The organism is Mesorhizobium sp. CA10 (assembly GCF_020165285.1).
Classification (GTDB): domain Bacteria; phylum Pseudomonadota; class Alphaproteobacteria; order Rhizobiales; family Rhizobiaceae; genus Mesorhizobium.
Genome location: NZ_JAIUHV010000001.1, coordinates 701,598 through 715,110 on the forward strand (window position 1 = coordinate 701,598; position 13,513 = coordinate 715,110).

A 13,513-nucleotide genomic window follows, 5' to 3' on the forward strand; every position below is an offset into this window, starting at 1 on the left:
CGCCATCTGCTTGATCATGTCCTATTCCGAGACCGGGCCTCACTTTAGGGACCGTGTTCGATGCCGCTCGCACAGGATTTGCGCCGAGTGACGCGCCCCTTCCAGATCGAGACGATGCGCGGACGGCCTCGGTGCCACAAGCGCCTGTTCGATCGCCTGCGCCAAACCTTCAGGCGTCAGGTCCTTTTCCATCAGCACCGTTGCAAGCCCGAGTTCTTCGAGCATCAGGGCGCGAACTGTTTGTTCGGTTTCCCCGCCGGCTGCAAACGGCACGAGCAGGGAGCGACAACCCGCGCGCAGGACATCGCAGACCGTGTTGTAACCCGCCTGCGAGACCGACAGGCGGGCGCCGGTCAGCAAGCTGGCAAAATCCTCGCGGAAGCGGAAGATGGACAGGCCCGGCGGGGCATCGCGTGCGATCGCGTCAAACTCGTCTTTCGGCAGGTTGGGGCCGGTGATCAAACACCATTTCCAGCCATTGTTGGCATTCCGCGCCGCTGCGATGGTGGAACCGACAAGGCCCCTTCCGGCAGCCCCGCCGCCAACCGACACCAGAATGTCGAAGCGCTCGGTGGCCGCGGGCGATGGCGGCGCGGCAACGAGCCCTGTGTAGGTGACCTCGGCCCTGATTGCCCCAGCCAGCGGAAATGTCTTGTCGATGGTTGCGAAAGCCGGATCGCCGTGGACCATGACAAGGTCGAAATGCCTGTTGATGAGATCGACCGTTTCCTCATTTCGGCCCGGCTTGACGCGCTCCTGAAGGATATCACGGACGGACGTCACCAGCAGCGGCCTGGGCGACGTCGCGTCGATGGCCTCGATCAGCGGCAAGAGTTCGAAACGCATCTGCCGGCGTCCAAATGGAAACGCCTCGACAATGACGATATCAGGCCTGCAATCCAGGAATGCCTGCAGCAGCATTCCTGAACGCCGTTTCTTGAAATCATCGTCGATGGGTTTGCCCTGCAGGTCGACAAGTCCGGAAAATCCTTCATCACCGGAGGTGACGGGTGGCAGGGACACAGATTTTACACCCAGTCCTGGAAACCCCGCGATCGACGCTCCGCCAGTCACCACGGTTACGTCAAACCCGTCATCGACCAGCGCCGCCGCAATGCGGCTGGCGCGCGCGAGATGGCCGATACCGAGGAGGTGCTGGACATAGAAGAAAGCGCGCAGTCGCTTCATTCGGCGGCCCGCCACTCCCGCTCGAACAGTTCCTTGAGCTGTCCAATGCTAGCCATATGGTCGAAATTGCAGCGCACGCACTGCTCCGCGGCGTCGCCGAGGCGGGCGCGCAGCACGGGATCACGGATCAGGCGCTCCAGCGCCTCTGCCAGGGCAATTGGGTTTTCCGTCGGAACCAGCAGCCCGGTTTCATCCGGCGATAAAAGCTCCGGCACGCCGGAAATATCGGTCGACACGCAGGCAAGCCGCTGGCTGGCCGCCTCCACCAGGACATTCGGCAGACCGTCCCGGTCGCCATTTGCGGTGATCCTGCAGGCCAGGGCGAAGATGTCGGCGAACCGGTAGTGCTCAAGCACCTCCTCTTGCGCAAGCGCGCCCTTCCAGGAGACGCGTCCATCCAGTCCGAGCTTTTGCGCCAGCGCCTTGAGCCGTTCCAGTTCCTCGCCGCCGCCGATATGCTCGAAACGCCACGCCAAATCGCCAGGCAAGAGGGCAAGGGCCTCCAGCAAGGTATCGTAACCTTTCTTTGCAACGGCGCGCCCGACGCTCAGAATGATGACCGGTTCGTCCGGCGCCGAGCCGTCACGCTGTTTTCGCGCCTCGCCGAAACTGCCGAAGCGATCAAGGTCGAGCCCATGGTAGCTCAGATGCACGGACGAGTTGCCATTGGCGAGTTCGTTCAGACGGTCGAAGCCGGTTTTCGTGCAAGTGACCGTCCAGCGCGCCGAGGAAAGCTTGCCGGCCAGATCCCAGTCCGCCGAAGTCCAGATGTCCTTGGCATGGGCTGAGCAGCTCCAGGGCAGACTACGAAGCAGGCTGGCATAGCGCGTCACCGAGGCCGGCGTGTGCGCGAAATGTGCATGCAGCCATCCCGCGTCTTGCGGCCATTCGGCCGCCAGCACGAGCGCTTGCCCGAAGCGGCGCACGCGATTGCGCGTAAAGTCGCGGGGGATATCGGCAGCCAGCGATCCGAGCGCGCGCCAGAACCCCGGCCGCAGCAGATAGGCAAACAGCGAGCGAACCACGCGCAGCGGCTCGTGATGCAGATATTCCGGCAGATAATGGACGGGCGCTTTGATCTCGTCATGCACGGGGTGGCGTTTTGCGTCGGTCGGCCGCCTGAGCGCGACGAGTATCAGGTCGAATCCCGCGCGCTCCAGACCGAGCAGTTCCTGCGCGATGAAGGTTTCCGACAGCCGCGGATAGCCCTTCAGAACCACGACGATCTTGCGACGTTGCAACTCAGCTCAATCCCTCGATGACCGAAAGGTGAGGGCTGGCCCGCCGATCGAGCAGTTCTGCAACGATTTCGGAAATATGAGGCAGCCCTTCCAGCCTCAGATGCGGATTGCTCTGGGATGGGCGGGGCCGGTCCGGTAGCGCCACCAGTGCATCGGCAAACCGCTGGGAATCCTTGGCTTCGTCCGGCAAAAGCATCTCGATGAGGCCGAGTTCGGCTGCGCGCCGAGCTCGGATCAGTTGTTCCTGGCGGGGCTCGACGCGCGGCACGATCAGCGCCGGCTTGTCGAAAGACAGTATCTCGCAATAGGTGTTGTAACCACCCATTGCCACTACCGCCTTGGCGCCGGCAATCAGGTCTTCCATGCGGTTGTCGAACTCGATCATCTTGACGCAGGGGATCTTGGACCCCTTCTTGAGCAGCTTGTTGCGCTTGCGCGCCGGCATGTAAGGCCCAAGCACGATCAGCGCCCTATGCTGCAATTGCGGGTCCTGCTGATAGGCATCGATGACGTCGTGGATCAGTTCCGCGCCGTCACCGCCGCCCCCCGTGGTAACGAGGATATACTCGCCCTCGGGCCGGTGGCCGGGCAACTCGTTCCGCTGCAGGCTCCGTTGCAGGAAGCCGACGAACCGCATCTTTGCCCTGACAGCCGGCGGCACATCCAAGCCGGTCAACGGATCGTAGAAATCCGGCGGGCCATAGGCCCAGACCTTGTCGTAGAACAGGCCTATCTTGCGCATCACATCCCTGCGTGCCCACTCTGCTTCGAGCAGATGCGGCGCATCCATCACCTCGCGCAGGCCAAGCACGAGCGTGGTACCTCGCGTCTTGAGGTAGGACAGCGTGTCCTCGATCTCACCGCGCAGGCCGAGCGGTTCCTTGTCGACGATGAAGATTTCCGGCCGGAAGGTCTCGGCTGTGTGGCGGATGATCGACTGCCGCATCCTGAGCGTCTCATGCAGATCGATATCCTTTTCCAGCGAGGTGTATTCGCCGTTGCGCAACTTGATGACGCTGGGGATCTTCACGAAGTCGACACGGGCGCGATAGTCGAAGGCGCCGGCGATAGGCGCGCCTGAAATGATCAGCACCTGAAGTCCGCGGAAATCCTCGACCAGCGAATGCGCGATCGTCCGGCAGCGCTGCAAGTGGCCGAGCCCGAACGTGTCGTGGCTATACATGAGAATTCGAGCGTCTTGTACGTGCTGCGTCATTATTGAACGTCTTTCAGAATTCTCGCGTTGAGAACCGGGGACGACCCGCTGGATTCGAAACCACCCTCGCGAGCCCACCGACCTGTTGTGAAACATGAGGGCAAAATTTTCAATTTGTATTCCTCAAGGGGTCCATATGCTGAAGCGGGAGCCGCACCCGCTCAGTTGCCCGCTTGCCACGGATCATGAAGAACCTGCACCATTCGCTGGTATTGATCATCCCCGATTTTCCATCTTTGGCTGCCGGCCCTGAGCGCTGCCGCCGTCGTTACGCGGTTGATCGCCTTGCGGTTGAACGCCCGTGAGCGCAGAGATTGCGGACCGTCACACTGCTTCGACGACCCCGCGCCTGCCGGTTTGATCGCTGATAAGTCGCGGCCGCTTTTAAGATGGAATCGCTCCAACTTCCATTGCCACGTCGGTGACGTGGCGTTCGGCTGGGTCAAACCAACGGATTCCGTCTTGCGGGCTTGGTATTTGTCTGACATAGTTTACCATCTCCTAATGTTGCAGTGGGTAATTGGGGCACAGAAATGGCGAAGGAATCTTCGAGTGCCGCTTCTTCGGCAAGTAAAGCGGACGCAAATCTGATAGGTAATGCAGAGGGAAACGGGCTGAACTTCATGGCCTCCCAGGCTCGCGAGGGCGGGGCCGGCGGTGATGCTCCAGGTGTCGACAAGATACGCGATCTTTTGTTCGGCAATCAGATGCAGGACTACGACCGCCGTTTCTCCAAGCTTGAAGAGCGGTTCCTGCAACGCTTCAAGGATGTCGAGTCCGAAACCAAGCGCAATCTTGAAACCTACGAGTCGAATGCCAAGAAGCAGGTCGACTCGCTGGCGACGCAGTTGCGCAACGAAAAGGATGCGCGCGCCGAGGCCGACAAGGAGATCGACCGCAATCTTCGCGATCAAAACCAGGCGCTCGAAAAGCAGGTGCGCGCCTTGTCGGACCAATTGAGCGAGCTCGAGCGTGAATTCGCGGATCGCATGAGCAGAAGCGACCATTTGCTGCGCGAGGAAATCAAGCAGAAGAACGAAAGCGCTCAAATGCTGATGGAGAAGATCTTTTCCGATCTCAGCAACGTCAAGACTGACCGGAATCTTCTGGCCGGCCTGTTCGTCGAGGTCGCGAAATGTCTCAACCAGGATCCCGTCGGCAGCAAGGGCAATTCGGAGCGTGGCTGGAAAGTGAGTTGATCGGAACTTGACGTCGAGCGTCGAACCAATCAGCCTATCTCAAAGACAAGCTTCGAACGATACCGGTATTGATCGCGAGGCTTTGGCCCGCCTTTTAGTGGAAATTGCCCGGAACGTCGATCCGGACAACCGTGCCCTTTACGAAGGCGTTCCGGCCGCCGATCATCGGCTTGAAAGGCTCCGCCAACTGCTCGTCGGCGGCGAGATCTCGGAGCTGTCACGCGTTACGCACCTGCTCGACGAACCCGAGCAGCTTGCCGCCGCGGTGGGAAACGTTCTGCCCGAAGCAACGGCGCGCGCGTCCCATGCGCAACTCGGCGAGGCCCTTGCCCCGGCCGTCGAGAGAGCTGCGCAGCGGTCCATCCAAAAGAACCCGAACACGCTGACCGATATATTGTATCCGGTTTTTCTGCCGGCCATTCGCAAGTCGATCGGCGAAAAGATCGACCAGACCTTCCAGTCGTTGAATGAGTCTCTGAGGCATATATTCACTTGGCATGGGTTGAAGTGGAGGTTTGAAGCCTGGCGAACGGGGACAAGCTTCTCGGCAGTTGTTCTCAAGCATTCTCTTATCTATCGCGTGGAACATGTCTTTCTCATCAGTCGCGCTTCTGGGCTCCTGATTGCGCATGTAACATCCCAAGACGCAACCAGCGAAGACCCTCAACTGATTTCCTCGATGCTGAGCGCCATCCAGGATTTTGTGAAGGACTCTTTCAAAGAGAAGGAAAACAGCGGCCTCGACACCATCCGGTTTGGGGAACTTCGCCTCTGGTCGGAAGTCGGACAGTTTGCGACCCTGGTTGCGGTGATCCGGGGAAATCCTCCGGAGGAACTGCATGAAGTCATCCGCGACGTACTGCTTCGCATCCATCAAGAATCCTCGCGAGCCCTGGAGCGGTTCGACGGCGATAGTTCCCAGTTGCCCGGCGTGGAGACGCAGTTGCAGACCTGCGTCGAGCTGCAGCACATGGATACGAAAGAGGGATTTCCGTGGCTGGTGGTGACGGCGGTCCTGCTGGCATTGATCGTGGGGGGCGGCTGGTTCTTTCTGTCCTGGCAATCCGCACACCGCTGGCAGACCTACCTGTCGCGGCTGGCAGCCCAACCGGGCATCGTCGTTTCGGACCAAAAAATCCGTGGCGGCGAGTTCTATGTCGCCGGCCTGAGAGACCCGCTCGCCGCGGACCCACAGTCGCTGCTGCCGGGAACGGAGGTCGATCCCGCCCGCGTTCATTCAAACTGGCACTTCTATCAGAGCCTCGAGCCGGAATTCGTGCTGAAGCGGCTGTCGGCGTCGCTGGCGCCGCCGGATTCGGTACGATTCTCGGTCGTCGATGGTCGCATCGTCGCCGAGGGCGAGGCGACCACCACGTGGATCGACCGGGCGCGGGCCGCTGCCCAGCAGCTTTCGGCAGGCGGCCCGGTCTTCGACATTTCCGGGGTCAGCGATGTGAGCGCCGAGGAGCGCTGGCAGGCCTACGTGTCGCAACTGGAGACCCAGCCTGGCATCATCGTCGCCGATCACAACGTGCGCGACGGCCAATTCTACATTACAGGTCTGAGAGACCCGCTTGCCGCCGACCCAAGGTTGCTGTTGGCGGGAACGCAGGTCGATCCCGCGCGTGTTCACGCAAGCTGGCAATTCTACCAGAGCCTTGAGCCGCAGTTCGTGCTTAAACGGCTGACGGCCTCGCTTGCTCCGCCGGATTCGGTGCGGCTTTCAGTCGTCAATGATCGCATCGTTGCCGCGGGTGTAGCCACCACCGCGTGGATCAACCGGGCGCGCGCGGCCGCCCAGCAGCTTTCAGCCGGCGGCCCGGTCTTCGACATTTCCGGGGTCCGTGATGTGAGCCCCGAGGAGCGCTGGCAGGCCTATGTGTCGCGTCTGGAGGCGCAGCCCGGCATCGTCGTCGCCCAACAGAATGTGCGCGATGGCCAATTCTATATTGCCGGCCTGAGAGACCCGCTAGCCGTCGACCCGCAGTCGCTGCTGTCCGGGACGCAGGTCGATCCCGCGCGCGTTCATGCCAGCTGGCAATTCTATCAGAGCCTTGAGCCGCAGTTCGTCTTGAAGCGGCTAACGGCGTCGCTGTATCCGATGGATAAAGTGCGACTTTCAATCGTCAAAGGTCGCATCGTTGCCGAGGGTGAGGCTCCCGACACCTGGATAGATCGGGCGCGCGCAGCGGCAAGACAGCTTTCAGAAGGCGGGCCGGAGTTCGACATCTCCAAGGTTCGTGATGTGAGCCCCGATGCACGCGCGGCGGAGCATTGGCAGTATTATGTGTCGCGACTTGAGGCCGAACCGGGAATCATCGTCGCTCAGCAATCGGCGAGGGGCGGAGATTTCTACATTTCCGGTCTGAGAGATCCTCTTGCCGTCGACCCAAAAGCTCTGCTGTCCGGAACACAGGTCGATCCCGCTCGCGTTCATTCACAGTGGCAATTCTATCAGAGTCTTGATCCGAAGTTCGTGGTGAAGCGGCTGACGGCGTCGCTGTCCCCGCCGAAATCGGTTCGGCTTTCGATCGTCCAGGGTCGCATCGTCGTTGTGGGCGAGGCACCTGCCGGCTGGATCAGCCGAGCGCGGGCCGCCGCCGACCAACTTTCGGCGGACGGAGTGGTTCTGGATGTCTCGCAGCTGAGCGAGCTAAACCTTGCAGAGCTTAATCAGTTGAGAGAGGCCATCCAGACGACCGATATTTTCTTCTCTTCCGGTAGAGTTGTCCCGGGACCGGAGCAGACGCCGGTGCTCGACAGACTGGCTGATCAGCTGAAGGAATTCGCAGAAAATGCCCACAAGGCAGGCGTGACGGCGCGGTTCATGTTGACCGGCCATTCGGACATAACGGGTCGCGAGACGGCCAACGCGTCGATCAGCGCCGCCCGCGCCGAGACAGTTCGCGCGCTTCTCAACAAGCGCGGCGTCGCTCCGGAACTCCTGCAGGTTCGGGGCGCCGGCACCTTCGAGCCGGCGGTGCCCGAAAATGAAAATAGCCGAACTGGGAACTCCACCAATCGCCGGGTTTCGATTACGGTGAACCTAGAGTAGCGCGGAGCCCAGGATGCTGCAAAAAAAGATCTGCATGTTGGGCGGGTTCGCCGTCGGCAAGACCAGCTTGGTGCGCAGGTTCGTCCAAAGCATCTTCTCGGAAAACTACCTGACCACGGTCGGCGTCAAGATCGACAAGAAGAGCGTCGCGTTTCCGGACAAGACAGTGGACCTGATCTTGTGGGATCTGGCCGGCGAAGACGATATCGGCTCGTTCCGCGTCAGCTATGTGCGAGGCGCGACCGGGCTCGTGCTGGTCGCTGATGGAACCCGGCCAGCCACTCTTGCGGTGGCGCTCACGCTGCGCGAACGGTGCGAGGCCGAATTCGGCGCCATGCCGTTCATATTGCTGTTCAACAAGTCCGACCTGACTGATCGGTGGGCGATACCGGAGGGCGAGATCGACGAACTCAAGCAACGTGGATGGCAGATCTATCTGACGAGCGCGCTTTCGGGCGAACATGTCGACGATGCGTTTCGTCAGCTTGCTTCGATGGTCGCCAACTAGACCATGTCCAGTTTGCCGAAAGAAGTCAGAAGCTGGATATACGACTTCTTCTCGAATGAGCGCTTCGCAGCTTATCTGATGATCGATACCCGGCAATGCATAGAAGCCAAGGGCGGCAATCTCGACTTTTACGGGCTCTCGTCGCTTCGCCTCGGCGAGCCCGTTGCCCAGCAGCTTGAATTCATGGAAGGGCTGCTGCCTTGCCCCGAGCTTCCATTCCATATGCCCATGATGGAACTGCCCGGCGGGCATGTCGCGGACCTTCACTTCTTTGGCGATGGCGACTCGGTGTGGCTGGTCTTTCTCGACGCCACGCCCGAACGCGACCACCAGCAGCGGCTTCAGCAGAAGGCATACGAAATGACGCTTCTGCAGGAGAGGGAGCGTCAACTCAATGCGAAGCTGCAATCGACGAATGAGGCATTGAGGGAGAGCCAGGAGGGTTTGTCGCGCGAGTACCGGCGCGCCGAATCCCTGCTCCTTAACATTCTTCCGGCCTCGATTGCGGAGCGGCTGAAGGCGGACGAGCAAATTGCAGACAACCACGCGGAGGTCAGTGTGCTCTTTGCCGACATCGTCGGGTTTACGGAAAGAGCGCGGAGCGTCGGAGCCACGACGACGCTCGCTATCTTGAATTACTTCTTCAGGGCTGCGGATCTGCTCTCGGAACAGCATGGCTGCGAAAAGATCAAGACCATCGGCGATTGCGTCATGGCGGTCGCTGGCCTGCCCGTCGCGCGACCAGATCACGCGCATGCCCTTGCACATTATGCGCTCGAGCTGCGGGAGGCGGCCAGGTGCGAGCGCTTCGCAGGAGAACCGCTAAGCCTTAGAATTGGAATTCACTCAGGGCCAATCGTCGCGGGCGTCATCGGCAAAAGGCGGTTCGTCTATGACCTGTGGGGCGACACCGTCAATCTCGCCGCGCGCATTCAAAAAGCCGCAGAGCCCGATGAAATCCGTATTTCGGATGCGACTCATCAATTGCTTGGGCCGGAATTTGCTTGCGAGCCGCTCGGGGAAACGGAATTGCGTGGCACAGGTCGCGTGCGAATGTGGCGGCTCTAGGCACCTTTACGCTTGCCTCGAAGGCATCCTATTTTGGAGGGCAGCAGCCACTCGCGGGCATAGAAATGTCGGTACTGCCTTTTGTAAGAATTTACGCGCCGCTCAACGCGGTGCTGGCTGCGCCAGGGCTTCTGGCGGTGGCTGGGCTCACGATACCGGACATGTCCGGACGAAGCAGGCTGGCTCTGGCTGTGGTGCTCGCTGTCATTTGGGGCGCCTATCTCCTGCAAATGGCCGCGACGCTGCTCAAGCGCCAGGCGGGAGACGTTAGGGACAGGACGCCGACAATCGCCATCGATGTGCTCGCGGTCTTGGTTCCACTCGCCGCATTTCTGCTCGTTGGCACGCCCGACCGGAGCCTCTACTGTGCTGTCTGGCTCCTGAAACCGCTGCGCGACTCGACTTTCTTCCCGGTGCTGGGCAGGGTGCTGGCCAACGAAGCGCGCAACCTGATCGGCGTCACCACGCTCTTCGGCGTCGTTCTGTTCGGTGTCGCTCTCGCGGGCTATGTCATCGAGCGCGATATCCAACCGGAAAAGTTCGGCAGCGTCCCCCAGGCAATGTGGTGGGCGGTGGTCACGCTGTCCACCACCGGCTATGGCGACGCTATTCCGCAAAGCTTCGCTGGCCGTGTCCTTGCTGGGGCTGTCATGATGAGTGGCATCGGCATCTTCGCCCTCTGGGCAGGCATTCTTGCCACCGGCTTCTATCAAGAAGTCCGTCGCGGGGACTTTGTCCGTAATTGGCAATTGGTCGCCGCCGTGCCGTTGTTTCAGAAGCTCGGACCGGCCGTGCTGGTCGAGATCGTGCGCGCGTTAAGACCTCGCACCGTGCCGGCGGGCGCCGTGATCTGCCGCAATGGCGAGAGCGGTGACCAGATGTTCTTCGTCGTGGAGGGGCGCGTCAGCGTCGCAACGCCGAATCCGGTGGAGCTTGGCCCTGGCGCCTTCTTCGGCGAGATGGCGCTGATCAGCGGCGAACCGCGTATGGCGACCGTCAGCGCCGCAACGGCGGTCTCACTGCTATCGCTGCACTCGTCGGATTTCCAGATGCTATGCGGCAGCAGCCCGGAGATCGCGGAAATCATCCGCAAGACCGCGCTCGAGCGGCGCGGCGCGGCGCCGATGCCTTGACGGTACTACGAGGTGCAACTGCGGGACATGTCCATTCCGGCCCCGAATTTCGACCTGGGTAAGGGCGCCGGTTTTTTCGCCATGAGCGTAGACCTCGGTGCGTGTCGGGAAGAAGCTGGTCGGCTGCGTTGTCTCCCTGTTAAAAATTGCCGCCCTGGATCAGAGCTGGAGGGCTCAAATGAGTTCGCCCCTGGTGGCTATGGGTATTGCCTTGCCGATTACCCAAAAAAGGCGAGTTTCGACCGATGGCGATGTATCAAGTTTCTGGCGCAACGGGATGTCTTCAGGACACCGCGACGCGGGTGGTCTTTTCAGTATAGCGAGGCGGTACTCGGCCGTGGAGGGCGTACGACAGCGACATGACCCCGTCCACCCGAACAATTGAGGTAGCAATGCAGCCGGCCAGATCCTCGATCTTGGGCATTAACACTACAGTTGCGGATATCCGCGCCGTTTGTAGTGACAGATGGATGCCGCGGCCTGATGTCGTCGTCGCCACAGCGACCAGGCGATGATGAAGGGCTTTTGTGTCGTCAAGCCATTCGATATTACTTTTTTGGGCGACACGGGGCGCACGCCATCATCAAAGCCAACGCTTCCCGCTACCAAAGCTCCAAAGGCCGTTCAGCGGAGCAGACAAGAAGGGCTCTCCCCTGAGTACTCAGATGGCTGACTTGCCTGGGCCCAAAGAGGCGCAAAACTGACATTTCTTGCGGCGTGACTCTCGAATGCCGCGCAAAAATGGGTGGACGAACTCAGAGCAGCGAGCTTATGGAAATCGTGACCTGTCGCCCCAGCTGTGTAACAAGCTGCGTAACAAAGCAGATAAAAAAGCTACGTATTTTCAACGTTATAGGCCCAAGATCGAAAGACGCTCTCTCCGCCAGAAATTTTCCAGCTGGTCAGCCAAGATATCGCGGAGGCAATCTGGCACTCTTAGCAGGACAAGTCCGACGCGCCCGAATACTCCAAGTCTGTTCATTCCGTCGGTAACGGCACGAGGCCGAGCCTAGGGACGAATTCCTCCAGTTCATCGTCAAGCGGTGGCGGTTCTTCTTCAGCCTCCTGCTTCGGTTCGACCATCAGCAGGCCGACCACGATCAGCGCTAACGAAACCCAGGTGAGCGCCGGTATCGCTTCGCCCAGCAGCAACATGCTCCACCCTATGCCGGCGGCGGTTACGGCGTAGGCGTTCTGGCTTGCGAACACGGCACCTGTACTGGAGATCAGCGCGATGAAGAGCAGCATGGCCAGATTGCCGGCAACTGCCATCAGAATGACAATGATGCCAAGCCTTCCGACCAACAAACCAACCGGTATGAAATCCCCATAAAAGGCCGCGAGCGGAATCAGCATCAGGAGGGAAGCGACCAGGACCATGCCGAACATAGCGACGCTGTCGACGGCAGCGGGCTTGAACTCCGAAAGATAGATATCCTCGGTCGCATAAGTGACCGGGATCACGAGCGCGATGGCAAGCCATAACCAGTTCGTGTTCATTTCCCCTGGCTCGCCAAAGAAAAGGATGATGACGATGCCGACGAGACCCAGTCCAAGCCCCAAGAACCGTTTCATGCTGGGCGCTTCGGTCCGCATCAAAGCAGCGAACAGGAATACGGCGAATCCTTCAAGTACGATGACGATGGAGACGATAAAGGCGGGAAGCCTGCTTGCCAGCCAATAGACCAGCACCTGGTTGACCACCGAGCTGATGAACGCGAGCATGATAACGAACCGCCAATCCGAGCGCGTGAGAGCAGACAGCCTCGGCATGGTCCCGCGCTTGAGACTAGTCCCGAGGCAGAACGCAGCTCCGATGAGGTCAATAAGGATCGCTAGTCCAACCGGGTGAGTTTCAACGAGCGAAGCCATTTTCGACAGCGGGACGACAAGGCCCCACAGTCCTCCGCAGGCCAACAGCAGCAAGGCTCCGCGGAATGTGCGGATATTTTGCCGCATTTTGCGTTCGCGCTCGTAAACCTTTTGGGCCATCGTAGCGAACACGCTGGCGAGCTTGCCAAGACCATCGGTTCGGGCTGCCACATCGCGGATGCCCAGCTTCGAAGGGTTGAACTTGCCGTTTTCCAAGGTCGCGGCAGCTTTCGTCAGCTTGACCACCTGGCGCAGATATTCCTTCTCGATGTCGCGCAGTCTCTTCTTCTCGATGCAGGTGGAAATCCGCGCCTTGAGAAGCGCGAGTTCAAAATCCTTGGGCAAGAAATCCTCGGCGCCCAGTTCAATCGCCTTCACGACGCTGCTCATCTCATCGTCGAGGCCGGAAATCACGATTACCGGCACATCCCGCGTCCGGGACGACGCCTTGAGATTCGTCAACACCTCGAAACCGTCCATCGCAGGCATCATGATGTCGAGAAGAACAAGATCGAAATTTTCGGTGGCGAGCAGATCAAGAGCCGCTCGTCCGCCCTCCACCGCTTCGGCTTGATGTCCAAGAGCCTCGACCGATTTCTTGAGCTTGATCCTTATGGTCCGAGAGTCGTCGACAATGAGAATCCGGCCAGGGTTGCTCACACTATTTCCCCAGATTGAAGATTGCTCGAAGCTCTGTGGTGGCGGCATCGAAGGCACGCTGCGCATCACCGATTTCCGCAAGATCCGCCGGCTCGCCGCTCGCGCACCGCGCTTCCACCCGGGCGCAGATTTGGCTGAGCTCGGCCGCTCCCATATCCCGCGCGTTGGACTTCAGGGAGTGGGCCGCCCTGCGGACGGCGGCTAGGTCGGAAGCGCGGCCCGACGACCACATGTCCTGCATGATGGATGGCCCTTCCTCCAGAAAGGACTCCACAAGCTCTAGAAGGTCGGCGTTTTCGCCACCGACAAGCTCACGCAGCTTGTCCAGTGCCCCTCTGTCGATCGCCACAACATCCCCCGATGGTATGCTTCT

The 13,513-nt window shown here is 60.2% G+C and carries 11 protein-coding genes; 5 read left to right on the forward strand and 6 right to left on the reverse strand.

What is annotated here, in order from left to right; all coding sequences use genetic code 11:
• Nucleotides 1-39: 39 nt before the first annotated feature.
• The 4 genes from LB535_RS03265 to LB535_RS03280 form a co-directional block, all read right to left on the reverse strand.
• The gene (locus tag LB535_RS03265) at nt 40-1,188 is read right to left on the reverse strand and encodes a glycosyltransferase family protein (protein WP_224631138.1); all 1,149 of its coding nucleotides are present in this window, start codon (nt 1,186-1,188) and stop codon (nt 40-42) included.
• Entirely contained in the window at nt 1,185-2,429 is a 1,245-nt protein-coding gene (locus tag LB535_RS03270; protein WP_224523651.1) for a glycosyltransferase, read from the reverse strand. The genes LB535_RS03265 and LB535_RS03270 overlap by 4 nt, the downstream gene beginning before the upstream one ends.
• 1 nt (nt 2,430) lies before the next feature.
• On the reverse strand, nt 2,431-3,645 hold the full coding sequence (locus LB535_RS03275) for a glycosyltransferase family protein (protein ID WP_224631139.1): 1,215 nt from the start codon (nt 3,643-3,645) through the stop codon (nt 2,431-2,433).
• A 161-nt stretch (nt 3,646-3,806) separates the two neighbouring features.
• Entirely contained in the window at nt 3,807-4,133 is a 327-nt protein-coding gene (locus LB535_RS03280) for a hypothetical protein (RefSeq protein WP_224523648.1), read from the reverse strand.
• 135 nt (nt 4,134-4,268) lie between these two features.
• Between LB535_RS03280 and LB535_RS03285 the strand changes: the two genes are divergently transcribed.
• The 5 genes from LB535_RS03285 to LB535_RS03305 all read left to right on the forward strand — a co-directional run bounded on the left by LB535_RS03285 (nt 4,269) and on the right by LB535_RS03305 (nt 10,608).
• Nucleotides 4,269-4,844 (forward strand): hypothetical protein, encoded by a 576-nt coding sequence (locus LB535_RS03285; protein WP_224631140.1) that lies wholly within the window; start codon nt 4,269-4,271, stop codon nt 4,842-4,844.
• Nucleotides 4,845-4,851: 7 nt separating this feature from the next.
• Nucleotides 4,852-7,899 carry an OmpA family protein gene (locus tag LB535_RS03290; protein WP_224631141.1) on the forward strand — a complete coding sequence of 1,016 codons (3,048 nt, stop codon included), beginning with the start codon at nt 4,852-4,854 and terminating at the stop codon, nt 7,897-7,899.
• A gap of 13 nt (nt 7,900-7,912) precedes the next feature.
• On the forward strand, nt 7,913-8,407 hold the full coding sequence (locus tag LB535_RS03295; RefSeq protein ID WP_224603339.1) for a Rab family GTPase: 495 nt from the start codon (nt 7,913-7,915) through the stop codon (nt 8,405-8,407).
• 3 nt (nt 8,408-8,410) lie between these two features.
• Nucleotides 8,411-9,475, forward strand: coding sequence for an adenylate/guanylate cyclase domain-containing protein (locus LB535_RS03300; protein WP_224545054.1), 1,065 nt, complete (start codon nt 8,411-8,413; stop codon nt 9,473-9,475).
• Between the two features lie 65 nt (nt 9,476-9,540).
• Nucleotides 9,541-10,608 carry a cyclic nucleotide-gated potassium channel gene (locus LB535_RS03305; RefSeq protein WP_224631192.1) on the forward strand — a complete coding sequence of 356 codons (1,068 nt, stop codon included), beginning with the start codon at nt 9,541-9,543 and terminating at the stop codon, nt 10,606-10,608.
• 978 nt (nt 10,609-11,586) lie between these two features.
• Here the strand turns inward: LB535_RS03305 and LB535_RS03310 are convergent.
• Both LB535_RS03310 and LB535_RS03315 read right to left on the reverse strand, forming a co-directional pair.
• On the reverse strand, nt 11,587-13,206 hold the full coding sequence (locus tag LB535_RS03310; protein ID WP_224631142.1) for a response regulator: 1,620 nt from the start codon (nt 13,204-13,206) through the stop codon (nt 11,587-11,589).
• Entirely contained in the window at nt 13,142-13,489 is a 348-nt protein-coding gene (locus LB535_RS03315) for an Hpt domain-containing protein (protein WP_224631143.1), read from the reverse strand. The genes LB535_RS03310 and LB535_RS03315 overlap by 65 nt, the downstream gene beginning before the upstream one ends.
• Nucleotides 13,490-13,513 lie beyond the last annotated feature (24 nt).